Source organism: Lichenifustis flavocetrariae, assembly GCF_026130545.1.
GTDB classification, from domain to species: domain Bacteria; phylum Pseudomonadota; class Alphaproteobacteria; order Rhizobiales; family Beijerinckiaceae; genus Lichenihabitans; species Lichenihabitans flavocetrariae.
The window spans coordinates 1-22,383 of the sequence record NZ_JAMOIM010000035.1 but is presented as its reverse complement, the minus strand read 5'-3'; the positions used below and the strand labels follow the sequence as shown (position 1 = coordinate 22,383).

The 22,383-nt window shown below is 66.1% G+C and carries 23 protein-coding genes and 1 pseudogene; 17 read left to right on the top strand and 7 right to left on the bottom strand.

Annotation, left to right across the window (positions count from 1 at the left end; translation table 11 throughout):
* Positions 1–65: 65 nt before the first annotated feature.
* Complete coding sequence (locus M8523_RS28505) at positions 66–326, bottom strand: hypothetical protein (protein ID WP_345894318.1); 261 nt, start codon at positions 324–326, stop codon at positions 66–68.
* A 185-nt stretch (positions 327–511) separates the two neighbouring features.
* Between M8523_RS28505 and M8523_RS28500 the strand changes: the two genes are divergently transcribed.
* A complete protein-coding gene (locus M8523_RS28500; RefSeq protein ID WP_282588267.1) occupies positions 512–1,162 on the top strand; it encodes an NAD(P)-dependent oxidoreductase in 651 nt (216 codons plus the stop codon).
* Positions 1,163–1,555: 393 nt separating this feature from the next.
* Positions 1,556–2,629 carry a sensor histidine kinase gene (locus tag M8523_RS28495; RefSeq protein WP_282588266.1) on the top strand — a complete coding sequence of 358 codons (1,074 nt, stop codon included), beginning with the start codon at positions 1,556–1,558 and terminating at the stop codon, positions 2,627–2,629.
* A 93-nt stretch (positions 2,630–2,722) separates the two neighbouring features.
* On the opposite strand, the gene M8523_RS28490 is transcribed toward M8523_RS28495, so the two are convergent.
* From M8523_RS28490 to M8523_RS28475, 3 genes are all read right to left on the bottom strand, one after another.
* Entirely contained in the window at positions 2,723–4,120 is a 1,398-nt protein-coding gene (locus tag M8523_RS28490) for an HWE histidine kinase domain-containing protein (RefSeq protein WP_345894317.1), read from the bottom strand.
* Entirely contained in the window at positions 4,113–5,330 is a 1,218-nt protein-coding gene (locus M8523_RS28480) for a PAS domain-containing protein (protein ID WP_282588265.1), read from the bottom strand. Before M8523_RS28480 ends, M8523_RS28490 begins: the two co-directional genes overlap by 8 nt.
* A gap of 411 nt (positions 5,331–5,741) precedes the next feature.
* The gene (locus M8523_RS28475) at positions 5,742–6,647 is read right to left on the bottom strand and encodes a LysR family transcriptional regulator (protein WP_282588264.1); all 906 of its coding nucleotides are present in this window, start codon (positions 6,645–6,647) and stop codon (positions 5,742–5,744) included.
* Between the two features lie 124 nt (positions 6,648–6,771).
* Here M8523_RS28475 and M8523_RS28470 point away from each other — a divergent pair, with 124 nt between their 5' ends.
* From M8523_RS28470 to arsH, 8 genes and pseudogenes are all read left to right on the top strand, one after another.
* Positions 6,772–7,656, top strand: coding sequence for an aromatic alcohol reductase (locus tag M8523_RS28470; RefSeq protein ID WP_282588263.1), 885 nt, complete (start codon positions 6,772–6,774; stop codon positions 7,654–7,656).
* A 311-nt stretch (positions 7,657–7,967) separates the two neighbouring features.
* Positions 7,968–8,288, top strand: coding sequence for a DUF736 domain-containing protein (locus M8523_RS28465; protein ID WP_282588262.1), 321 nt, complete (start codon positions 7,968–7,970; stop codon positions 8,286–8,288).
* 87 nt (positions 8,289–8,375) lie between these two features.
* The gene (locus M8523_RS28460; protein ID WP_282588261.1) at positions 8,376–8,735 is read left to right on the top strand and encodes an ArsR/SmtB family transcription factor; all 360 of its coding nucleotides are present in this window, start codon (positions 8,376–8,378) and stop codon (positions 8,733–8,735) included.
* Positions 8,728–9,015, top strand: a pseudogene (gene arsC, locus M8523_RS28455) (arsenate reductase (glutaredoxin)); the annotation flags it as partial. The gene M8523_RS28460 and the pseudogene arsC, both read left to right, overlap by 8 nt.
* A 26-nt stretch (positions 9,016–9,041) precedes the next feature.
* Positions 9,042–9,566, top strand: a complete 525-nt coding sequence (locus tag M8523_RS28450; RefSeq protein WP_345894320.1) for a GNAT family N-acetyltransferase — start codon at positions 9,042–9,044, stop codon at positions 9,564–9,566.
* A gap of 7 nt (positions 9,567–9,573) precedes the next feature.
* Positions 9,574–10,632 carry an ACR3 family arsenite efflux transporter gene (gene arsB, locus M8523_RS28445; protein ID WP_282588260.1) on the top strand — a complete coding sequence of 353 codons (1,059 nt, stop codon included), beginning with the start codon at positions 9,574–9,576 and terminating at the stop codon, positions 10,630–10,632.
* Positions 10,625–11,320 carry a gamma-glutamyl-gamma-aminobutyrate hydrolase family protein gene (locus tag M8523_RS28440; protein ID WP_282588259.1) on the top strand — a complete coding sequence of 232 codons (696 nt, stop codon included), beginning with the start codon at positions 10,625–10,627 and terminating at the stop codon, positions 11,318–11,320. Before arsB ends, M8523_RS28440 begins: the two co-directional genes overlap by 8 nt.
* Complete coding sequence (arsH, locus tag M8523_RS28435; RefSeq protein ID WP_282588258.1) at positions 11,317–12,126, top strand: arsenical resistance protein ArsH; 810 nt, start codon at positions 11,317–11,319, stop codon at positions 12,124–12,126. The genes M8523_RS28440 and arsH overlap by 4 nt, the downstream gene beginning before the upstream one ends.
* 36 nt (positions 12,127–12,162) lie before the next feature.
* Here arsH and M8523_RS36895 read toward each other — a convergent pair whose 3' ends face one another.
* Positions 12,163–12,735: a phosphatase PAP2 family protein gene (locus M8523_RS36895; protein WP_428351512.1), complete on the bottom strand. Its 573-nt coding sequence runs from the start codon at positions 12,733–12,735 to the stop codon at positions 12,163–12,165.
* Positions 12,736–12,866: 131 nt separating this feature from the next.
* A complete protein-coding gene (locus M8523_RS28425; RefSeq protein WP_282588256.1) occupies positions 12,867–13,622 on the bottom strand; it encodes an MFS transporter in 756 nt (251 codons plus the stop codon).
* 40 nt (positions 13,623–13,662) lie between these two features.
* Between M8523_RS28425 and M8523_RS28420 the strand changes: the two genes are divergently transcribed.
* Genes M8523_RS28420 through M8523_RS28410 form a run of 3 tightly spaced genes read left to right on the top strand, consistent with a single transcriptional unit; the run spans position 13,663 to position 15,795 of the window.
* Positions 13,663–13,932, top strand: a complete 270-nt coding sequence (locus tag M8523_RS28420) for a metal/formaldehyde-sensitive transcriptional repressor (protein WP_282588255.1) — start codon at positions 13,663–13,665, stop codon at positions 13,930–13,932.
* A 10-nt stretch (positions 13,933–13,942) separates the two neighbouring features.
* A complete protein-coding gene (gene dmeF, locus M8523_RS28415) occupies positions 13,943–15,232 on the top strand; it encodes a CDF family Co(II)/Ni(II) efflux transporter DmeF (RefSeq protein WP_282588254.1) in 1,290 nt (429 codons plus the stop codon).
* Between the two features lie 17 nt (positions 15,233–15,249).
* Entirely contained in the window at positions 15,250–15,795 is a 546-nt protein-coding gene (locus M8523_RS28410; RefSeq protein ID WP_282588253.1) for a cytochrome b, read from the top strand.
* Between the two features lie 4 nt (positions 15,796–15,799).
* Here M8523_RS28410 and cueR read toward each other — a convergent pair whose 3' ends face one another.
* Positions 15,800–16,243 carry a Cu(I)-responsive transcriptional regulator gene (cueR, locus tag M8523_RS28405; RefSeq protein WP_282588252.1) on the bottom strand — a complete coding sequence of 148 codons (444 nt, stop codon included), beginning with the start codon at positions 16,241–16,243 and terminating at the stop codon, positions 15,800–15,802.
* 246 nt (positions 16,244–16,489) lie between these two features.
* On the opposite strand from cueR, the gene M8523_RS28400 reads away from it, so the two are divergent.
* The 4 genes from M8523_RS28400 to M8523_RS28385 all read left to right on the top strand — a co-directional run bounded on the left by M8523_RS28400 (position 16,490) and on the right by M8523_RS28385 (position 22,231).
* Positions 16,490–19,024, top strand: a complete 2,535-nt coding sequence (locus M8523_RS28400) for a heavy metal translocating P-type ATPase (RefSeq protein ID WP_345894316.1) — start codon at positions 16,490–16,492, stop codon at positions 19,022–19,024.
* A gap of 47 nt (positions 19,025–19,071) precedes the next feature.
* A complete protein-coding gene (locus tag M8523_RS28395; protein WP_282588250.1) occupies positions 19,072–19,461 on the top strand; it encodes a hypothetical protein in 390 nt (129 codons plus the stop codon).
* A gap of 178 nt (positions 19,462–19,639) precedes the next feature.
* Positions 19,640–19,996, top strand: coding sequence for a CopM family metallochaperone (copM, locus tag M8523_RS28390; protein ID WP_282588249.1), 357 nt, complete (start codon positions 19,640–19,642; stop codon positions 19,994–19,996).
* A gap of 9 nt (positions 19,997–20,005) precedes the next feature.
* The gene (locus M8523_RS28385) at positions 20,006–22,231 is read left to right on the top strand and encodes a hypothetical protein (protein ID WP_282588248.1); all 2,226 of its coding nucleotides are present in this window, start codon (positions 20,006–20,008) and stop codon (positions 22,229–22,231) included.
* The last annotated feature ends 152 nt before the right edge of the window (positions 22,232–22,383 follow it).

Below are 22,383 nucleotides of genomic sequence, written 5' to 3'. Positions count from 1 at the left end.
CCGGATCACGCTCTTTCCGATACGCCCGGCACCATTGGTCATCCGGGAGCCCAGGCATAGTCGATTTAGCCTTTCGGCCCCCGGGTGTACCTGGTCGCGACGTTGCCTTCCGTGAACGCCAAATAGTCTTGGCTTCGGCGGGAGAGATCCGGATCTGGCAGGAACGCCCGGCCGAACGCGATAGCGTCGGCCCCGCCGTCGTTGAGTGCCTCCTGCGCCCGGGGACCGTCGTAATCCGAGTTGAGGATCAGGGGTCCCTTGAAGACCCTGCGGATGATCGGTGCGACGGGCGGCACGTTGGACTGGGCGAACCTCACAGGCGCCAAGCGATCATGGGTTGCGACTATTCGGAAACGGATCCTGATCGCCCTGTGGATTCATATTAAGGCTGCGGGGATCACCGATTTGCGGACCTGCCTTTCCGACAACTGAACCGCACCGGAACGAGGCTCTCTCGACGAATATCGTGGTAAGTCGCCGCGCGGTCGGCGCCATGCCTGAGGAGAAAACCATGAGGATTCTCGTAACCGGCGCGACCGGCGGCACCGGCCGAGAGGTCGTTCGTCAAGCTCTGGCCAGGGGACATCAGGTAAACGCATTGGCGCGCTCGGCCTCGGATGCTGCGCCGCTACTTCCCGGTACCGACATCATCGAGGGCGACGCACGGGATGGCGAAGCCGTCGCGAAGGCGCTTGCCGGTTGCGATGGGGTCATCAGCGCGCTGGGAACCAAGCTGTCCCTGCTCCACGAAGAGACGCTCCTCTCGACCGCTACGCGCGTCCTGATTGACGCCATGCAGCATCGGGGGATCAAGCGCCTGGTGTGCATCACGGGAATTGGCGCGGGCGACAGTCACGGCCATGGAGGCTTCCTGTATGATCGCATCGTCCAGCCGTTGCTCCTCAACTCGACCTATCATGACAAGGATCGGCAGGAAGACGAGGTCCGCGAAAGCAGCCTGGATTGGACGATCGTCAGGCCCACCAATCTGACCAACGGCCCGGCCACCGACGATATACGTGCCCTCACGGATCTGACCGACTTCCATGGTGGCAGCATTGCGCGCGCAGATGTGGCCCGCTTCCTCATCACTGAGCTTGAGGACCGGCACTGGGCCGGCAAATCGCCGGTCATCACGTCGGCAGACGCCGCGCGAGCATAGAGATCGAGGATGTTCGACCCGCTTTCTGATGACTCAGGAGGGCACGGATCCGGAGACGGGCGAGAATCGGCGCCCATGCGTCTGCGCAGGTGGGGAGTGGGGCCCGGATGAAGACCCTAGGCCCTCGCCTCAGCAATGACATGAACGACTTCGGTTCGCGGGAATGCGAAAACGCTCACGGCCTGAACGACGCCGTGATCCGGCGCTTCGTCCGAGGACTCGCATTGGAGCGTCGTGGCTTAAGTCGGTTGCATACCATGTCGTGGCGGCGACCTGCCTTGGCCAAGCGCAGGTTATGCCGGGACTCGGTTCCGTGTTAACTTTGATCCTTCGCGACCTCGGGCGTGTCGATCCTTCCTGCATGGCCGTTTCCCCTATTCCAGGATGGCGCCGATGATGAACCCGTTCTTGACTGTTGATGAGGCGCGGATACTCGCGCTGGAGATCGTGAATACGATCCCTGACCCGTTCCTGGTCCTCGACAGCGAGTTTCGCGTCCTGGCGGCGAGTCGCTCTTTTCACGACACGTTCAAGGTCGACCCTGAAGAAACTCGGGGTCGCACGCTCTATGAATTGGGCGACGGCCAGTGGGACATCCCTGCACTGCGTCTCCTCCTTGAAACAATCATTCCCGATCACGCCGCCATGGACGCGTTCGAGGTCGAGCAGGATTTCCCCGAGGTCGGTCATCGGGTCATGTTGCTGAACGCTCGGCAACTGCTCACCCCCGAGGGCGAGAAATCGACCATTCTGCTCGCCTTCAGGGACGTGACCGACGGCCGCGCGATCGAACGGGAGAAGCAGGAACTGCTCGTTGAGGCTGAACGCCTGTTGTCCCAGAACCGCATCCTGTTGCAGGAGCTACAGCACCGCGTCAGGAACAGTCTTCAGATCATTGCCAGCATCCTTCTCTTGAAGGCACGGGCCGTCGCCTCGATCGAATCGCGCGGTCACCTTGAGGACGCCTATGAGCGCGTGATGTCGGTCGCGCTGGTTCAAGCGCACCTCAGTGAATGCGAGGGCATGGTCGAGATCGAGATCGGCGCCTTCCTCTCGAAGCTCTGCGACAGTCTGGCTTCCTCGATGAGCGACGAAAACCGTCCGATCACGATCGAGGTCCTATCCGACGAAGGTTTGATCGCGTCGTCCAATGTCGTGAGCATCGGGTTGATCGTCACGGAGCTTGTGATCAACGCCGTGAAATATGCGTTTCCGAACGGCGGGCCCGACTCCCGGATCCTGGTCACCTATGAGGCGGACGGAGCGGATTGGAAGCTGACGATCTCCGACAACGGCGTCGGAAAAGCCCCTCAAGTCGGCAAACTGGGCGGCGGGTTGGGAACGATGATCGTCGACTCCCTGGTCCGGCAGTTGGGAGCCGCCATGGATGAAGTGAGCGGGAAAACCGGTGTCAGCGTGTCGATCGTCTCGCCGACCTTTAAGGTGCTTCTGCCACAAGCGGCATGAACCGCGACTCGACGGGCCACATGGAGGCTTTCGAACGGTCGTCCTTGCGGGGCGTCTTCGGGACTTGTTCGCTGGATAGCGGGTACGCGGGACTCACGTCCCCAGCTGCGCCTTGCGGATTCGCAGGACGATGATGACGCCCTCCGAGAGCCATTCGAAGTCGATCGAGCCGCCGAGCTGGCCCGATACGGCACCGGTGACCAGCCGGCTGCCGTATCCGTCGTTCCCCTTCGGTGGGATGACCTCGGGCCCGCCTCGCTCCCTCCAGGTGATCACCGCCTCCCGGTCGTCGGCGACGCAGGAAACGTCGAGCGTCCCGGTCGCGGTCGAGAGGGCTCCGTACTTGATCGAGTTCGTCGCCAATTCGTGGACGACGAGGGCCAGGGCCGTTGCGGAGGCCTCGCCGACGATCAACTCGGGTACGGTGACCAGGACCCGGTCACCGCCGGCCCCGTCGCCGGCATAGGGGGCCAGCAGCAGCGCGAGCAGGTCGGCGAGATGGGCCGCCTTTTCCGGGTCGCCGGCCATCGGACGAACGAGGTCGTGCGCGCGGTTGAGGGCGGACAACCTCAGCCTGAGATCCTCGGACATCTCCTTCGAGGTCTCGGTCGACCGCTCGGAAATCATCGCCAGGGCGGACGCGATGGAGAACAGGTTCTTGACCCGATGTCCCATCTCGCCCGCGATCATCTCGCGGGCTTCCTCCGCCATCTTGCGCTCGGTCACGTCGAGGAAGACCCCGAACATGATGCGGCCGACGATCCCCTGGTCGTCACCCCGTCCGCGTGCCGAGACCCACCGCACCTCCTTGCCGCACAGGATGCGGAACTCGACCTCGTAGGCGCCCAGGACTTCCCTCGTCGACGCGAACGCGGCCCTGACCCTGTCGAGGTCCTCCGGATGGATGTTCGCGGACAGGTCGGTGAACGTGACCGGCCCGCTCGGGACCCCCCACAGGTCGTGGGCACGCTCGTCCATCGAGATCGCGTCGGTATCGACGTTCCAGGACCACAACGCGACCCCTGCGGCGTCGGTGGCAATGCGCAGCCGGTTCGCATCCCAGATGGCAGGGGGAGCCTTTTGTGACGCTTCACGATCCCCGGCGTTTTGGGATGCTTCACGATCCCCGGCGCTCAGCAACGTCCCGAGGGCATCGCCCAGCGTCCCGCTCTTGAACGGCTTTTGCAGCACGGGATATCGAAGGTAGGCTTCCCCGATACCTTTCGGTCCGTAGCCGGTGGAGAAAACGAACGGCACGCCCCGAGCCGCAAGCGCATCCGCCACGGGATAACTCTTCTCGCCGTTGAGGTTCACGTCGAGCACCGCCGCGTCGATCTCCTGGGCGTCGATGATCGCCAGGGCTTGGTCGACCCGCGCGGCGGGACCGACGACTTCGCACCCGAGTTGTCCGAGCATGTCTTCCAACATGAACGAGACCAACACCTCGTCCTCGACGACGAGGATGCGCCGGCCGGACAGATGATCAGTCATGGCTCGCCCACCGATCCCCTTTCGGGACCGGCATCGCGATCTCGCAAGTCACTCCCGTGACCTCGAAGGCAAGGCGCACCTCGCCGTTCAGGTCCTGTGCCAAGCCGCCCTCGATGAGCCGCCGGCCGAATCCCGTGGATGAAGGTGGGGTGACGGGAGGGCCTCCGCTCTCGCTCCAATGCAAACGGACCCGATCGCCGTTCGGCATGGGTTCGAGCCGCCACGATACGTCGACCGTTCCGCCGTCGGTCGAGAGCGCGCCGTAGGTCATGGCGTTGGTGGCCAATTCATGGAACGCTATCGTGAGGCTCAACGCCTCCTTCGGCCGGAGGGGAACGTCGTTCCCCTCGATCGAGACTCGGGCCCGAATCCCCAGGGTCCCCAGCGTCTGGTCGAGGATGTCCCGAAGGCCGACCCTGTCCCAATTTTCGGAGCCGAGGAGCGCGTGGGTCTTCGACAGGGCGAGGATGCGCCCCTCGAAGGCTTCGATGGTCCGCTCGGCCGCCATGCCGCGCAACGTCTGCCCGGCGATCGCAAGGACCGTCGCGAGCGTGTTCTGGGTGCGGTGGTTGAGTTCGTCCAGCAGGAACCTGAGCCGCTCCTCTTCCCGCTTGTGCGTCGTCACGTCCGCGAAGGAAGAGAAGTGCTGCACGACCCTCCCCGCGCCGTCCCGTACCGGATTGATGAAGATGGAGACCCAGACCGTGCCGCCGTCCCTGCGCCGGAAGCGGACCGGCGTTTCGAGGCCTCGGCCGCCCTGGAACGCCGTCCGGATCTCCGTCAGCGCCTCGGGGTCCGTGCCCTGCCGGAACAGGAAGTCGAACTTCTGTCCGAGCACCTCTTGCTCGTCGTAGCCCGTCAGGTCGAGGAAGGCCTGGTTGACGAAGACGATCGGGTTGTCCGGAGCCGTGGCGTCGGAGAACACCATCGGCATTCGCGTCGTCTCGGCAGCGACGACGAACGGACCCAGGTCCTCGCGGAATCCTTCGACGTCGGACTCGGCGTGCTTCTGCTTGCTGGACTTTCCGGCTTGGTCCGACATGGTCGTCTCTCCCCCTTCCCTGCGAGGGAGGACGGCCGCGTCGAGCGGTTCCTCCTTGTCGAGGAGCCTCAACGCCGCGCGGAACACCTCGCTCGCCGTGCGGTAGCGGCCGGCGGCCACGCGCGCCATGACCGCACCTTCCAGCTCCGGCGTCACGGACACGTTCATGGTCTTGCGTATTGGAATCGCGGTGGCTCCGATGAGGAACCTCAGTAAGGGCTGTGCCAAGCGTTGGCACAAGCTTTCGATCCCGTATCGGATCGCAAATATTCGCATAGTGAATATGCGTTTTTGCCTCGAAGCGGAATGTAGATTGAAAATCAGCCGCGGGCGTCGCTGGGACGATCTCACCTGGCCGCGAGCGACGCGGGGGTATTTTCAGTAAGGGCAGCGTTTCCAACGATCCTGAGCGACATGCTGGGTCGCTGAACGGTTCCCCTCACCCCGCGCGAGGACGCTCAGGTCACGGCAGCCTCGACGCTCCGGTACAATGGCGCAGGGCGTCCTGCGCGCCATCTGGCGGTTCACGTCAGGGGCACCATGGTTCCACCAGACCGACATTGAACGCGGCCGTTTCAGTCAGGTGGAGATGCGGCTTGCTGGATGAGCTTTCAGGTGAACGACCAAGGCATCGATGAAGACCCGGACCTTGGCCGAAAGGCTGCGATGACTCGGATAGAGGGCGTGGACGTCGACCGACTCCGGTTCATGCGCGGGAAGCACCCGGACCAATTCGCCCCTGGCAATGGCGGGGGCAGCGAGGAAATCCGGAAGGCGCGCGATGCCGCCGCCTCCGACCAGCACGACGAGCATTGCGGCAGGTTCGGGCACCACCATGACGGGCTGGAACTCGACGGCCGCCTCCTCGCGCTCGCCGGTCCGGAACGTCCACTTCGTCGCCCTGTCGGCCCTGTCCAGGAGGTCGTGTCCCCCCAGGTCGTCCACCGAAGCGGGAACTCCTCGGGCCGCCAGGTAGGCCGGGCTAGCGCAGGTCCACAGATGCATCGTGGCCAGGCGGCGGGAGATCAGCCCGGATTCGGCGAGGGTGCCGATCCGGACCACCAAATCGGCCTCCTCGGCCAGCACGTCGATCGTGCGGTTGTCGATGGTGAGAACGACGCGGACGTCGGGATGGCGAGTCCTAAAGCCGGGCAGCATCGGCGCCAGCAGCCCGACCGCGAAGGTGAAGGGGGCATTGACGCGCAGCGTGCCGCGCGGCTTCCCCGCGAAGCTGCCGAGGGCGTTCCCGGCCTCGTCGACGTCGTTGAGGATGCGGAGAGCGTGGGGAAGCAGCAGGGTGCCGGCGTCAGTCAGCCGGAGGTGCCGCGTCGATCGTTCGACGAGGACCGCGCCGATCGACGCTTCCAGCCTAGCCAGCGATCGACTGATCGACGACTTCGGCGCATCGAGGGAGCGCGCCGCCGCTGATACGCTGCGAAGCTCGGCGATGCGGACGAAGGTGCGAAGGTCAACCAGATCCATCATCGTCCATCGTTCCCCAACTGGAACGCGCTGTCCAATCTCAAGTGACTGATCGTCGGCTGGGAACGGCCTATCTCTCCAGCTTGTCGAATGACCGTGCCGCCATGTCGGCTCGAAAGGAAAACTGATGACTATTCTGCTGGCTGGCGCGACGGGCGCCCTTGGAGGTCGGATCGCGCGCGAATTGCGCCTTCGCCATGCCGACGTGAAGGCGATCGTCCGGCACGGCACGACACCCGACAAGGTCGCGCGATTGGAAGCCCTGGGCGTGACAGTCGTGGAACTCGATCCCGACGACCTGTCGCAGGTGACCGAGGCCTGTCGCGGCGCGTCCTGCCTGGTCTCGGCGCTGAACGGCCTGCGCCCCGTGATCATCGACACCCAAGGGGTGTTGCTCCGCGCAGCGGTCGCAGCCGGCGTGCCACGCTTCATCCCCTCGGACTTCTCTCTCGACTTTACGAAGACTCAGCCGGGGGCCAACCGCAACCTCGACCTCCGCCGCGACTTTCACAAGCTGCTGGACGCGGCTCCGATCAAGGGCACCTCCATCTTGAACGGCGGCTTCATGGAGCTGCTGGCGGGCCAAGCGCCGTTCCTCCTCTTCAAGCCGAAGCGCGTGCTGTTTTTCGGGGACGTCGACCAGCGGCTCGACTTCACGACAATGGACGACGTTGCCGCCTTCACGGCCGAGGCTGCGCTTGATCCCACGACTCCGAGGGTCCTCCGCATCGCCGGAGACCAGGTCAGCGCGCGCGACCTTGCCGCCATCGCCGGCAAGGTGACCGGAACGCCCTTCAAGACGCTCCGCGCCGGGAGCCTTGGAGCGCTCGCGACGGTCATACGGCTTCTGCGTGCAGTTGCGCCCGGCCGGCGGTCAGTCTTCCCGCCGTGGCAGGGCATGCAGTACATGCACAACATGTTCACCGGCGAAGGGAAGCTCGCACCCCTCGACAACGGCCGCTATCCGGGGCTGCGCTGGACGTCGGTCGCCGAGGTGCTTGCAACGCGCTGAACGGGAACGCTGGTAGAACGACCGATCCGGGTCGCCGGCGCTCCCCCGTAGGGCATCCCCACGCCTCGCGGCCTCATCGACTGGCTGACCTGCCCGGAGAACGGCTTCGCCTCGATCGCCTACCGCAACGGCGTCGGCCGACCTTCTTCCCCTTTGGTGGGCCACATTCCTCGCGAGGCAAGAAGCCCGGCCGACGCCGTCCTCCGCTGGCGCTGCGGTCTTCACAGATGCGGCGACGATCGCCTTCGGCCCCTGGATCGCCATCGAGGCCGCGATGGACGCGGGCTCAAGCGAAACGGGAGATCACCACCATGACGACCATCGGCACCTTCAAGGCTCAAGGCAACGAGTTCAGCGGTTCGATTTGCACCTTGACCATCCGCGCCAACGACATCCGAATTGTTCCGGTGACGCGAGGCAGCGAAAATGGCCCGAGCCACCGTGTGCACGCCGGAGCCATCGAGATCGGTGCAGCGTGGGCGAAGCGTTCCCGCGAAGGACGCCCGTACCTTTCTGTTCTACTCGACGACCCGAGCCTCATGTCCCCGGTCTACGCCTGCCTGCTCGCCGACGAGAACGGGAAGGGCCACAGCCTGCTGTGGTCGCGAGGCAAACAGCGCGACGGAGAGTGACGAGAAGGGCGCCTCGCATGATGCGGAGGCGCCCGACATTCCCCAGGCGAGCTTGTGGCGGCCCGTCATGTCTGTTAGTCTCGACAGATGGACAACGAAGAGACGATCCTCGCCATGGCGGCGCTGGCGCAGTCGACCCGCCTCGACACGTTCCGGCTGTTGGTGCGCCACGAGCCGGACGGCCTGGCTGCCGGCGAGGTCGCCCGCGAGCTGGCCGTGCCGCACAACACGATGTCGACGCACCTCAACATCCTGGCCCGCGCCGGGTTGGTGAGTTCCGAGCGCCGCAGCCGTTCGATCATCTACAGGGCCGACCTGGACCGGCTCCGCGCCGTGGTGAGCTTCCTGGTCAAGGATTGCTGCGGCGGGCGGGCCGAACTGTGCGCGCCGCTCATCGCCGAACTGACGGCGCCGTGCTGCACATCGAAGGACGCCGCCAGTGCTTGACGTCACCTTTTACCACAACCCCGACTGCGGCACCTCTCGCAACGCCCTTGCCTTGCTGCGGCACGCCGGCATCGAGCCGAGCGTGATCGAGTACCTCAAGACGCCCCCAACCAAGGATCGCCTCCGGGAACTGGTCGCCCTCATGGGCCGGCCGGTCCGCGAGGTGATCCGCGAGCGTGGCACGCCGTTCAAGGCGCTCGGGCTCGGCAAGCCGAGCCTGTCCGAGGACGACCTGCTCGACGCCATGGTCGCGAACCCGATCTTGATCAACCGCCCGATCGTGGTGACGCCAACCCGCGTGAAGCTCTGCCGGCCATCGGAGGCAGTCCTCCACCTCCTGCCGCCTTCTGCCGTGCCGAAGGTCGACCTAACGAAGGACGACGGCACGCCCTTCCTTGCCGACGAGGTCTTCCCCGCGAACGACGACCTGGAGGACCACTTGGCGGCTGCCGGCTTGCCGACCGACGACCTTCGGGACCCTGGACGCACCTTCACCGCTACGGGCTCTTCGGCGGGACGACGGTCGGCTTCGGCGGCCTCGAACCGTACGGGACCGACGTCCTGCTGCGGTCGCTCTGCGTCATGCCAATCTTCCACCGCAGGGGCATCGGGCGAAACATCACCCTGCTGCTGATGACGCGAGCCCTCGACCTGGGCGCCCGCCAGGCATACGCCCTGCCTTCGACGCAGGAATCGTCAGCGTTCTTCCAGTCGCTCGGCTTCGCCCCGATCCCGCGTCCTGCGGCGCCGCCCGCGATCTTGGCGACCCGTCAGGCCTCCGGCCTGTGCCCTGCCTCCACGCCGCTTTTGACGCGCCGCATCGCGCTCTGAGGGAAACATGTCCACCTTCGAACGCTACCTGACCCTCTGGGTCGCCGTGTGCATCGTCGTCGGGGTCGCCGCCGGACATGCCGCGCCGGGACTCTTCCAAGCCATCGGGTCGGTCGAGGTCGCCAAGGTCAACCTGCCCGTGGCGGCCCTGATCTGGCTGATGATCGTGCCCATGCTGCTGAAGATCGATTTCACGGCGCTCGCCCAGGTGGGGCGGCACTGGCGCGGCATCGGCGTGACGCTCTTCGTGAACTGGGCGGTGAAGCCCTTCTCCATGGCGGCTTTGGCGTGGCTCTTCGTCGGGCACCTGTTCCGGCCCTACCTGCCGGCGGACCAGATCGACTCCTACGTGGCGGGCCTGATCATCCTGGCTGCGGCGCCGTGCACCGCCATGGTCTTCGTGTGGTCCAACCTGACAAGGGGAGAGCCTGCCTTCACCTTGAGTCAGGTCGCCCTCAACGACGCGATCATGATCGTGGCGTTCGCCCCCATCGTGGGGCTGATGCTGGGCCTGTCCTCGATCAGCGTGCCTTGGGCGACCCTCGCGATTTCCGTCGCGCTTTACATCGTCGTGCCGGTGATCGCCGCGCAGGCCATCCGAAGCGCGCTGTTCGCCTCGGGCGGACAGGCCGCGCTCGACAAGTTGCTGGGGACGCTCCAGCCGGTCTCGCTCGTTGCCCTTCTGGCGACGTTGGTCCTGCTCTTCGGCTTCCAAGGGGAGCAGATCATCGCCCAGCCGACCGTCATCGCCATGCTGGCGGTGCCGATCCTGATCCAGGTGTATGCCAACGCCGGGCTCGCCTACCTGCTGAACAGGCTCACGGGGGAGGAACACTGCGTGGCCGGCCCTTCGGCCCTCATCGGCGCCAGCAACTTCTTCGAGTTGGCCGTCGCGGCCGCCATCAGCCTGTTCGGCTTCCGGTCAGGCGCCGCGCTCGCCACCGTCGTGGGCGTGCTGATCGAGGTGCCCGTGATGCTGTCGGTGGTATGGATCGTGAACCGAAGCCGGGGCTGGTACGAACGTGGGGGTGCCGGGGCCGTCGCCCGGAGGGACCGCCATGCGTAGCCCCCGGATCGCTGTCCTCCTGGACGAGAACACCAGCGGCGGCGGCGACCGCTACGAAGCCGCGAAAGGGTACTTCGTCGGCATCGCCGATGCGGGCGGCCTGCCGTTCGGTATCCCCTACCTGCCGGGGATCGTCGGCGCCGTCCTGGACGATTTCGACGGCCTGCCGACGGCGGGTGGGCGATTCGCCTACCCGGAAGCTTGGTACCTGCCGGGCCATGTCTCGCCGTCGCCCGCGTCGGATCGACTCGACGTCGAGCGCGCGCTCGTCCAGGGCTTCCTCGACCGCGACAAGCCGATGCTCGGCATCTGCGCCGGAATGCAGATGCTCGCCTGCATCAAGGGCTGCCTGCTCACGCCCGACCTCAGGGCCACTATGCCGGACGCCCTTGAACACGACCGGCGTGGAGCCTCGCACGCCATCGAGATCGCGCCGGGATCGAGGCTGGCCCAGGTCCTGGGGCGGGGGACGCTGGACGTGAACACCTTCCATCGCGAGGCCGTGGCCCGGATGGCGCCGGGCGTCACGATCGGCGCCCGTGCTAGTGACGGCGTCGTCGAGGCCATCGAGCTTCCCGGCCGTCGCTTCGCCGTTGGGGTCCAATGGCACCAAGAGCGTTTCGCCTGCACCGACCACGCCGGCAACGCGCTGTTCAGGGGCTTGGTCGAAGCCGCGAGTGAAGGATGAGCTGCTGCACGCCGACCACGCCACAGGACGCCTGCTGCGCCCCGAAGGTCGACCTCCCTCCCGAGGCGCCGTGCTGCGGGACGCGGGTCCGCAACCTTTCCGACCCCGACCACCTGCCGGCCCTGGACCGCCGTTATGCCGTCGAGAGGCCGGCGCTCGGCCTCGGCCCGCTGGACCATCCACCGCGTATCCTGCTGCTGTACGGGTCGCTTCGGCAGACGTCCTATTCGCGGCTGGCGACCGAGGAAGCCGCACGCTTGCTGCGCTTCTTCGGGGCCGAACCGAAAATCTTCGACCCGTCCGACCTGCCGTTGCCCGATCAGGTGCCGGGGGACGACCATCCGGCGGTGAAGGAATTGCGGGACCTGTCGATATGGTCCGAGGGCCAACTATGGTGCAGCCCCGAGCGGCACGGCCAGATCAGCAGCGTCCTGAAGTGTCAGATCGACCACTTGCCCTTGTCGCTCGGTGGCGTCCGACCGACGCAGGGGCGTTCGCTCGCCGTCATGCAGGTGTCAGGCGGCAGCCAGTCATTCAATGCCGTCAATAGTTTACGTCTGCTCGGTCGCTGGATGCGAATGTTCACGATCCCGAATCAATCGAGCGTGCCGATGGCGTACAAGGAATTCGAGAACGGCCGAATGCGCCCCAGCAGCTATTACGACCGGATCGTCGACGTCATGGAGGAACTGGTCCGCGTCACGGTGTTGATGCGCCCGCACGTGGCCCAACTCACCGACCGATATTCCGAGCGGAAGGAGGACGCTGCCAAGACCGAGGCGCGTCTCCTAGCCACTACAAGGTGACTGCGACACCCCCGGTGGGCGACACCGCCGGCAATTTCAAGGCTGGACCCAACCTCGTCGGATGGGACCTGGAAAAGGCGTCTGTAGAGCGGCTCGATCCAGCGCGGGGTGAGCTTCCGTTCGACCCACGAACGGAACGGCGCAACGACCAGGAGTCCAGCTGACGCGACCGGGATGGCGCCGATCATGTCGAGGGGGGAAGTGGATGCCCAGGAACAGACGCGCCCATGCGACGGGCAGCGTCAGGGCCAAGACAAGGAGCCCCGCCCAGCGGCGATGCGACCAAGCCAGCAAGCCCAGGCCCACCGCCACCAGGAACGTGACGTGGTCGCTGGGAACGATCTGTCCGCGGCGTGCTTGACGAGCGTCCGGCCGATAGGGACGGCGAAGGGGCGCGGGTGGAACCAGATCAGCGCGGCGACCTGGTTGAAGCCCAGGGCGATCTCCGCTCCGCAGAACGCGAGCACCAGGTCGCTCCGATCCTCCCGCCCGTCCCACAGCCACAGCCACAGCCACAGCCACAGCCACAGCCACAGCCACAGCCACAGCCACAGCCACAGCCACAGCCACAGCGCGGCAAGAAGAAGTGGAACAAGGAAGATCGCCCATTGCGCGATGGCCGTCGCCAGGAGAACCAACCCCGCGGCCGGGTGCTCGGGGGCGTTCAGGGCCAGGAAGACGGCGCGGTTCCAACTTTCCATGTCAATCCTGCTTGTCGATGGTCGAAGGTACGGACACCGTCATGGGTCACGCCGGAGAAGCGTCACCGCGCCAATGAGACCGACCATCGTGAACGCGGCGCCAACCATGAAGGTCGAGCCCGGGCCGTACGACTGCCACAGGGCTCCGGCCAGGACGCTGGCGAGCAGGAGCGCCACGCCCCCGGCCAGGTTGTAGACGCCGAAGGCCGTGCCGCGCCTGTCGGCGGGGACGGCCGCGGACACCAGCGAGGCGAGCAGCCCCTGGGTCATGCCCATGTGCAGCCCCCACAGGGCGACCCCGAACACGCCGACCCAGAGGTTCGGCGCGAAGGCAAGGATGACGTCGGCGGCGACCAGCACGCCGAAACCGGCACAAAGCAACAGCTTCGGGTCCTTCCGGTCGGCCAGGATCCCCATCGGATAGGCCACGAGCCCGTAGACGACGTTCATGACGACCAGCACCAGCGGGACCAGCGTCGCTACGAGGCCGAGATCCTGCGCGCGGAGGATCAGGAATGCCTCGCTGAAGCGGGCGAGGGTCAACACCGTGCCGACCGTCACCAAGCGCCAGTAGGTCGGCCCGAGGCGCATCAGCTCGCTCGGATGGATCGGTGAACGGGCGGTTGTCGCGGGTGATGCCGGCCTCGCCGGCTCGCGAACGGCCACGACCAGCACCGCGACCGCCAGCAGCGCCGGGATGACCGCGATCCAGAAGACCAGGTGGATGTCGCCGCCGCTTGCGGCAATCAAGGTGAAGCGTGGAACAACGGTGCGGGTGCCTCGCTCACCAGCCAATCCGCTTGATTGGGATAGGGCGGTACCCTATCCTGACGGAATGACCCACACAGTCCGCGAGAAGCAGAAGCTCCTGGCGCGCGTTCGTCGCATCAAGGGACAGGTTGAGGCGATAGAACGTGCGCTGGAAAGCGAGGCCGAGTGCGACCAGGTCATGCACCTGATCGCCGGCATGCGTGGGGCGACCTCCGGCCTGATGGCGGAGGTCATCGAGGACCACGTTCGGGAACACCTCGCGAACCGCGACGACAGCCACGGCGGCGACGCGGCCGGGCTGCTCGTCGAGACCATCCGCACCTACTTGAAGTGAGGCCACGACGATGACGGATCTCTCCTCTGCGCGGCCCGGCGCGCACAGCCACGTGTTCCTCGGCGAGGGTCACGCGAGCAACGAGCGCAAGACCTGGGCGGTCATCTGGCTCTGCGGGATCATGATGATCGCCGAGATCGTCGGTGGCGGCCTGTTCGGCTCGCTGGCCCTGGTCGCGGACGGCCTGCACATGTCGACCCACGCCGGGGCGCTGCTCCTGGCGGCGCTGGCCTACACCTACGCCCGCAAGCACGCGACGGACCCGACGTTCGCCTTCGGTACCGGCAAGGTCGGGGACCTCGCGGGGTTCAGCAGCGCCATCATCCTCGCCATGATCGCGTTGCTGATCGGCTACGAAGGCGTGGCCCGGCTCCTGCACCCGGTGCCCATCAGCTTCGACGAGGCGATCCCGATTGCGGTCCTCGGGCTGCTCGTCAACGTCGGCAGCGCTTGGCTGCTGAGCGGCGGCGAGCACCACCACGGTCACGGTCACGGTCACGGTCACGGTCACGGGCACGGCCACTCGCACGGGCACGCCCACCACGACCAGGATCACGGGGACGAGACGCACCGCATCGAGACCGATCGGGGCGTGGTCGCGCTCGGCGTGTTCGAGGACGGCGTTCCCCCTCGCTTCCGGCTGCGATTGGAGGGTGTGGAGCTGAATCCGGAAGGGGTCGTCATCGAGACGGTGAGGCCCGATGGAACGCGGCAGACCTTCTCCCTCGTCGATCGCGGCGACTACCTCGAATCCGCCGATGAGATCCCGGAGCCGCACGCCTTCACGGCCAACGTCCGGATCTTCGCCGAGTCCGGCAAGTCACGGGACTATGCGGTTCAGTTCGAGGAACACGCGCATGACCTTCATGGCGGTGCGCACGGCCGCGACAACAACATGCGCGCGGCGTTCGTCCACGTGATGGCCGACGCCGCCGTCTCGGTCCTCGTCATCGTCGGGTTGCTTCTCGCCCGGACGTTCGGTTGGCTCTGGATGGACCCATTCGCCGGGCTAGTCGGCGCCGTGGTCATCGCCAGCTGGTCGTTCGGCCTGCTGCGGGACACGGGTGCGATCCTGTTGGATCGAATCCCGGACGCGGCCCTCGCCGACAGGATGCGGAAGGTCATCGAGGCGGACGGCGATCGCCTGACCGACCTGCACCTCTGGCGGCTGGGGCCCGGCCACCTTGGTGCGATCGTCTCCCTGGTGACCGATCGTGCGCGGGGACCGGACTACTACCGAAAGCGGCTCTCCGGGTTCGGCGGACTGTCGCACCTCACGATCGAAGTCGGCGCGAAATGACGCGCGGGACGGCGATCATGAACGAAAAAACCGAAACCTACGACCGGACGACGGTCGCGCTGCATTGGATCACCGCCCTGTCGGTCGTTGTGCTCTGGATCATCGGCCAGACGGCCGACTGGATCCCTGACGGCCCGGTGAACACGGCATACTGGTCGGTCCACGTCGTTTTGGGCTTCGTGCTCGCGGCCGTGCTGGCTTGGCGCATCGCGTGGCGAGGGACCGCCGGCCGTCGCCTGCCGGCCGCCGATGCCGCCACCCTGCACGCCTTCGCCAAGGCGACCCACTACCTGCTGTACGCCCTGCTGCTGACCGTCGTCGTCCTTGGAGTCGTCAACGCCTTCGTGCGCGGCTACAACCTGTTCGACGTCGTGCACCTGCCCCAGGTCGGCGACCGCGCCTGGCGTCGGCCGATCACGCAGTGGCACGGTCTCGCCGCCAACATCCTTCTCGGATTGGCGCTCTTCCATGCCGCCGCAGCGCTGGTGCACCACTACCTTTGGAAGGACGGCGTGCTCGGGCGCATGCTTCCCGCCAGGAGCGGCGCCGCCAAGGTCCGGTGACCCGTCAGTGGTTCACCGATCCGGGTGGCAAATACGCCGGCATGCGCGGGCCCCCCGCGTCGCTTCCCTCAAGGCCCCGGATGATCGGGCACTCCGGACGCCCGTTTCCCTCGCAAGCGTCGGCCAACGCGTGCAGCACGTCCGCCATCTCGCGCATGTGCGCGATCCGGGTTTCCATTTCGGCCACGTGGGCCAGGGCAATGGCCTTGACCTCCGAACTGGACCGGTGCCGGTCGCTCCAGAGCTTCAGTAGGTCTCGGATGCGATCCATCGGGAAGCCCAGGTCCCGCGATCGGCGGATGAACCTCAGGCGATGCACGTCGGCGTCGTCGTAATCCCGATAGTTGCTGGGTTGGCGCCCCGCCGAAGGCACCAGCCCGATCGCCTCGTAGTGGCGGATCATCTTGGCGGTCACCCCCGACGCCTTCGCTGCCTGACCGATCTGCATCACCGCCGCTCCGTCGCCTGACGGGTGACCTTACCACATGGCATCGATGTGGCAGTCGACCTTCTGGGTTTCGAAGGCCGCCTGCGATTCCTGCTTATGGGGCTTGACCTTGCCACGACGGGAAAGTGCATGAGGGATGCCGAAGGGACAAGTAACATGGTGGAATCGGCGCACGAAGTTAAGGCTAGCGGCAAGGGATGCAGCTGCGCCGGCGGTGCTCAGGCGGAGCTGGAGCCATCGACGAGCATGTCTAAGGACCCGGTCTGCGGAATGTCGGTCGATCCGGCGAAGTCGCCCCATCACGCCGAGCACGGGGGTCAAGCCTATCATTTCTGCTCGGCTGGCTGCCGCGCGAAGTTCATCGCCGAGCCCGCGAAGTACGTCGCCACCGGAGCCGAATCTCAAGACCACGACCATGGTCACGGCTGCTGCGGTTCCAGCTCCGGCGAGCCATCGTCGGCGCACGACGAGGGCAGCAGTCAGGCCGTGAAGGACCCAGTTTGCGGCATGTCTGTCGACCCGCTCACCGCCAAGCACAAGGCGGAACATGACGGCCACCCCTACTTCTTCTGCTCGGCCGGGTGCCGGACCAAGTTCCTGGCGGACCCTGCAAAGTACCTCTTGCCCGTGCCGGCCGCTGCCGCTGCTCCCGTGCCGGAGGGCACGATTTACACGTGCCCGATGCACCCGCAGATCCGGCAGGAGGGTCCAGGAAGTTGCCCCATTTGCGGCATGGCCCTTGAACCCCTGACGGTCACGGCTGTAGCGCCGCCCGACCATGAGCTGGCGGACATGACCCGCCGCTTCTGGATCGGGCTCGTCCTGACGCTGCCGATCTTCATTTTGGAAATGGGCAGCCACGTTGCGGCCCTGGACCTCGACAAGCTCGTCCCACCTCACGTCTCGACCTGGATCCAATTCGTCCTGTCGACGCCGGTCGTCCTGTGGGCGGGTTGGCCGTTCTTCGAGCGGGGCTTGGCTTCGGTCGTCCACCGCAGCCTGAACATGTTCAGCCTGATCTCGCTCGGCACCGGCGCCGCCTACCTCTACAGCCTCGTCGCGACCTTCGTGCCGGGACTCTTTCCGGCCGGCTTCCATGAGATGGGCGGCATGGTCGCCGTCTACTTCGAGCCGGCGGCGGTCATCGTCGTCCTGGTACTGCTCGGGCAGGTGCTGGAGCTGCGGGCCCGCGACCAGACGGGCGGGGCGATCCGGGCATTGCTGAACCTGGCGCCCAAGACGGCCTGGCGCGTCGGAAAGGGCGGGACCGACGAGGAGATGCCCCTGGCGGAAGTCCGGGTCGGAGACTCTTTGCGCGTGCGGCCCGGTAGCGGCGTGCCGGTGGACGGCATCGTGATCGACGGCCGGAGCGCCGTGGACGAATCCATGGTGACCGGCGAGTCCATGCCGGCGGCGAAGGAGCCCGGCGGCAAGCTGATCGGCGGCACCGTGAACGGCACAGGATCGCTCGTCATGCGGGCCGACAAGGTCGGGTCCGACACGATGCTGGCGCGCATCGTCCAGATGGTGTCCGAAGCGCAGCGCAGCCGGGCTCCGATCCAGCGCACGGCCGACACCGTCGCGGGCTATTTCGTGCCCGCCGTGCTTGGCATCGCTGTCCTGGCCTTCGCCGCCTGGGCCGCCTGGGGACCCGCGCCCTCGCTGTCCTACGGATTGATCGCGGCCGTGTCCGTCCTCATCATCGCGTGCCCCTGCGCGCTCGGGCTGGCCACGCCGATGAGCATCGGGGTAGGCGTCGGCAAGGGAGCGGGCGCCGGCATCCTGATCAAGTCCGCTGAGGCGCTGGAGCGCATGGAGAAGGTCGACACCTTGGTGCTGGACAAGACCGGCACCCTGACCGAGGGCAAGCCTAAGGTGACGGCAATCGTGCCTGCCGAAGGCATGTCGGAGAACGACATGCTTGCCTTGGCCGCGAGCCTGGAGCGGTCGAGCGAGCATCCGCTCGCCGCCGCCATCGTCGCGGCGGCTCGCGACAAGGGCATCGCGGTCCAGGACCCCGCCGACTTTGCTTCCGTCACGGGCAAAGGCGTCACAGGAAAGGTCGGCCTACGCTTGGTGGCGCTGGGCAACGAGGCCATAATGCAGCAATCCAGCGTCGACCTCGGCCCCTTGGCCGCACGGGCGGGGGAACTGCGCCGCGACGGGGCGACCGCCCTCTTTATGGCCGTTGACGGCAAGGCGGGTGCGGTGATCGCCATCGCCGATCCGGTCAAGGCGAGCACCGCCGCCGCGCTCGACGCCCTGCGGGCGGACAGCATACGGATCGTCATGTTGACGGGCGACAACGTCGCGACGGCCCAGGCGATCGGGCGGCTGCTCGGCATCAAGGAGGTTCACGGCGACGTCCTGCCCGAGGGCAAGCACGACGCCGTCCGGAAGCTCAAGGCCGAGGGCCGGGTGGTGGCCATGGCAGGCGACGGCGTGAACGACGCCCCGGCCCTCGCCGAGGCCGATGTCGGCATCGCCATGGGTACCGGCACCGAGGTCGCCATCCAGAGCGCCGGGATCACGCTGGTCAAGGGCGACCTCGCCGGCATCGCGCGCGCCGTCGCGCTCAGCCGAATGACGATGCGCAACATCCGGCAGAACCTGATGTTCGCCTTCGCCTACAATGCGATCGGCATCCCGGTCGCGGCGGGCGTGCTCTACCCGACCTTCGGCATCCTGCTCAGCCCCATCATCGCCGCGCTCGCGATGTCGCTCAGCTCCGTGTCGGTCATCGGAAACGCCCTGCGCCTCAAATCCGCGCGCCTGGGCTGAGAAGGATGCTGGAAGCGAAACATGTCTGCCTGTAGATTCTTCTTCAAATGAAGAGCGTCGTCGACATCGTTCGCCGTTTAAGCGTGAAGCTGATGCTGGTCGCCATCGTGGCCCTCGCCCTCCAGGCGGGCGGGGCTTCGGCATACGCCCATGGCGAGACGGGCGACTGTCCGAACGAATTTCATCTCGCCCAGTCGACGGACGGAGCTAGCAACGCTTCCTTCTTCGAACAGGCGGGCGTCGCTCACGTCCCCAAGGCGCCCTGCACGTCGGCGTGCTGCAACGTGGCCTGCTCCATGGCAGTGCTGGCCCTTCCGGCGACCATTCCGTTTCCTGCATCCGCGCCCGGCACCCGCCATGCGACCGTCTCAACGGGCGCCGAGAGCATCGACCTGGATGGCCTGTCGCGGCCTCCCAGAAACTCGCCTGCCGTCTAACGCGGCACGGGCTATCCGACGCCGCGACTGAGCGCGTTCGGCCCTCCCTTCCAATTTCGATGATACGTCCCCCGAGGGCAAACGGCTGACCGCCGGCCCCAGCTTCACCCGAACGTCGCGTGTCAGGCCGATCGGCCTGACGCGGACAGTCGCCCATTCCCAACCCAGGAGAACCCCGATGAACAATCGCTTCAAGATCGCCGTCGCCCTCGCCGCCGTGGCCGCCCCGGCCATGGCGTTCGCCGAGGACATGAAGATGGACATGAACGCCAGTGGCGGCACGCCCGCCGAGAAGGCGTTCGCGGCGTCGATGCAGACGATGATGAAGAACATGGACGTGAAGCCGACCGGCAAGACGGACAAGGACTTCGTCACGATGATGATGCCGCATCACCAGGGCGCCATCGACATGGCCAATGTCGAGTTGCAGTACGGCAAGGATCCGATGCTGCGGAAGATGGCGGGCGACATCGTCAAGGCGCAGGAGCAGGAGATCGGCGAGATGAAAGCCTGGTTGGCCAAGAACCCGAAGTAGGTTCAACCCTTGACCCCGCGCGGGCTTTTCGTTCGGACTGGCGGGGAACGCCAGGCCGGCTACACGCGTGCCCAGGTCCTGCTGCATTGGAGCGTGGCCGCGCTGGTGGTCGGCCAGTACGCGACAATCGGGGCGATCACCCGCACCCACGGCATGCACATGATCGGCTGGAAGCCCAGTCCGGCCGACATGGTGCTGCACACCGTGCACAACCATCCCGGTCTCGTTCACCGCGAATTGGAGAGCGCCGTCGTCGCGACCTTCCTTCACTCCCAGCCGCCCGGCAAGAAGGCCTCCCTGGCCGATCTGCGTGCCATGGTGGGGGCGGGCAAGCCCGACGCGATCACGCTCGGCAAGGCGTTGGGGGATTGGGCGAGTCGGTCCTGGTACCTGGACGAAGCCGAGCTTGCGAGCGCGCCGGAAAGGCCTGACGGTACCAAGGACCTGCCGAAGACCTGGCGCCTTGGTGACCAGCCCAACCTCAAGCAGATGCACGACGACGCTCGCCAACTGCGCGTCGGCGAGCCCGCCGACGACGACAAGCTGCTCGACCTGGTCCGCAACGATGCCAAGTTGAAGGCGACGGCCGGGCCCGGGACCAAGTTCCACATGCTTCCGGCAAGTGCCGGTGACGTAGCGGATGACGGCGAGTTCCACTTCGCCGTTCTGGGCCCCACGGCGGCGGCGGAGTCGGGAAAGCCGTCCGCAGAGGCAGTGCGCTACATCGACCAGACCACCGGCAGCGACAAGCCGAGGGTCAATCGCAATGCGCTGGTGCTGGGGGTGCCGTCTTCGGTCGGCATCGCCGCCGCGCGGGATCGTATTCGGGACTTCCTGGCGTGGCAGGAGGTGAAGGCTCTTCTTTCGGGCCACCCCCAGGAGGCGGTTCGCACGGCGAAATTGCAGGCGAGCCTGAAGTCGTCGGAAGACGCCATGAAGCAGGCGGTGAGGCAGGCATGGTGTATCGGCGTCGCCACCGCCGAGGATGACTCCATCAAGGCGTTCAAGGTGACGGTCGAGGACGCGAAGACGCTCTTCCAGTGCATCAAGGACGACAAGGATTCACGGATCCAGGAGACCGCCCTCGATCCCGACCTCATCCTGCCCGGCAGCAGTTATGACATCTGGCGTTCCGACGAGCCGACGCAGCGGGTGAAGACGCTCGTCGGCGCATTCTTCGAGCGATCGAAGTTGCCCAAGATGTTGCGACGGAAGGAACTGCTCGACACGGTCGCCAACGGTGCGGAACAGGGTCGGTTCGTTCTCCGGCTGACAAGGCCGGACGGCAGCGCCAGAACATGGTGGAAGAAGCGTTCCGACGAAACCGCGATGGCCGAAGCGAACCTCGAAGCGGTCCAGCTCGAAAGTGCGGAGCTGGAGGCCGTTGACGTCGCCCTGCTTCGTCCCGGCGTGTTGCCCGCCTTGGATTTCGGGGCAGGCGTGAAGGTCTCGGCCTTGCTCGCGTACTTTGCGGGAGGAAACGTCGTTGATGTGAAGCAGAACGTCGATGGCGTCGAGTACCCTGAGCACGTCGTTATACCCAAATCCGCCGAGGCTTCGATCCTTTCCGCCGTAAGCTCGGCAGTGAAGGAAGGCGTGCTCTGGCTCACCAATGGCCCAATGTCGTTCTGCGGAGAGGAGCCCCCGGCCGGAGCGGTTTCCAAGACGGCCGTTCTCCGAATGCCGCCGTCACCGGTGGCGCTGACGGCGCTTACGCCCGAGGAACTTCCCGACGCTTGGTCGGACGGTGAAACGACGGCTCTGAGCATTTGGAACGCGGCGTCCGAGAGGTTCGCGCCGCCGGGCGTCACCCTTCCATGGAAGTCGATCTCGACGACGATCACGAACGCGCTCAACAGCCGCTACATCGTGACCGCGCCTGGCGGTGCAGTCTCATGGCCCTGTGAAGCCCATAGCGCTGCTTCAGTTTCCTTCCTGCTTCCGAACGCGGCCGAGTCCGAGCCTGCAAGTCCTGGCCCGGGCGCACGGGATTCGAGCTTCCAGGAACCGGCGAGCGCGACGATGGATGCGACGGTGGCGATGGCCGTGCTCGACAGCGCCGCTCTCAGCATGCTCGCCGATGCGATTGCCGACGTGCAAGGAGCGGTGGCGGGCTACGGCGTTCCCCTCAATTTCAGGGTGACCGTGGAGGCTGCCGGACTTCCGCCGGCTGGCCGTGAGATGTTACGCGCGGAGCTAGCCAAGGCGGTCAAGGCGTTCAAAACCGCAATCTGAGCGGAAACGGGTTTTTCACGTTCGACCGACAGAGTTGCCGCATCATGGGGCGGGTGTAACAGGGATCTAAAATTAGTAATTACCCAGGCCATTTGGAGGCTGGTCAGGCGCTGACGGTCTGGAGAATGACCTGAAAGGCGTTGGTGCCGGGC

Excerpts from the sequence above, each read along its gene's own strand:
- M8523_RS28500 (WP_282588267.1), top strand. The coding sequence starts at position 512 with ATGAGGATTCTCGTAACCGGCGCGACCGGCGGCACCGGCCGAGAGGTC.
- M8523_RS28495 (WP_282588266.1), top strand. The coding sequence starts at position 1,556 with ATGATGAACCCGTTCTTGACTGTTGATGAGGCGCGGATACTCGCGCTG.
- M8523_RS28490 (WP_345894317.1), bottom strand. The coding sequence starts at position 4,120 with ATGACTGATCATCTGTCCGGCCGGCGCATCCTCGTCGTCGAGGACGAG.
- M8523_RS28480 (WP_282588265.1), bottom strand. The coding sequence starts at position 5,330 with ATGAACGTGTCCGTGACGCCGGAGCTGGAAGGTGCGGTCATGGCGCGC.
- M8523_RS28475 (WP_282588264.1), bottom strand. The coding sequence starts at position 6,647 with ATGATGGATCTGGTTGACCTTCGCACCTTCGTCCGCATCGCCGAGCTT.
- M8523_RS28470 (WP_282588263.1), top strand. The coding sequence starts at position 6,772 with ATGACTATTCTGCTGGCTGGCGCGACGGGCGCCCTTGGAGGTCGGATC.
- M8523_RS28465 (WP_282588262.1), top strand. The coding sequence starts at position 7,968 with ATGACGACCATCGGCACCTTCAAGGCTCAAGGCAACGAGTTCAGCGGT.
- M8523_RS28460 (WP_282588261.1), top strand. The coding sequence starts at position 8,376 with ATGGACAACGAAGAGACGATCCTCGCCATGGCGGCGCTGGCGCAGTCG.
- arsB (WP_282588260.1), top strand. The coding sequence starts at position 9,574 with ATGTCCACCTTCGAACGCTACCTGACCCTCTGGGTCGCCGTGTGCATC.
- M8523_RS28440 (WP_282588259.1), top strand. The coding sequence starts at position 10,625 with ATGCGTAGCCCCCGGATCGCTGTCCTCCTGGACGAGAACACCAGCGGC.
- arsH (WP_282588258.1), top strand. The coding sequence starts at position 11,317 with ATGAGCTGCTGCACGCCGACCACGCCACAGGACGCCTGCTGCGCCCCG.
- M8523_RS36895 (WP_428351512.1), bottom strand. The coding sequence starts at position 12,735 with ATGGGCGATCTTCCTTGTTCCACTTCTTCTTGCCGCGCTGTGGCTGTG.
- M8523_RS28420 (WP_282588255.1), top strand. The coding sequence starts at position 13,663 with ATGACCCACACAGTCCGCGAGAAGCAGAAGCTCCTGGCGCGCGTTCGT.
- dmeF (WP_282588254.1), top strand. The coding sequence starts at position 13,943 with ATGACGGATCTCTCCTCTGCGCGGCCCGGCGCGCACAGCCACGTGTTC.
- M8523_RS28410 (WP_282588253.1), top strand. The coding sequence starts at position 15,250 with ATGAACGAAAAAACCGAAACCTACGACCGGACGACGGTCGCGCTGCAT.
- cueR (WP_282588252.1), bottom strand. The coding sequence starts at position 16,243 with ATGCAGATCGGTCAGGCAGCGAAGGCGTCGGGGGTGACCGCCAAGATG.
- M8523_RS28400 (WP_345894316.1), top strand. The coding sequence starts at position 16,490 with ATGTCTAAGGACCCGGTCTGCGGAATGTCGGTCGATCCGGCGAAGTCG.
- M8523_RS28395 (WP_282588250.1), top strand. The coding sequence starts at position 19,072 with ATGAAGAGCGTCGTCGACATCGTTCGCCGTTTAAGCGTGAAGCTGATG.
- copM (WP_282588249.1), top strand. The coding sequence starts at position 19,640 with ATGAACAATCGCTTCAAGATCGCCGTCGCCCTCGCCGCCGTGGCCGCC.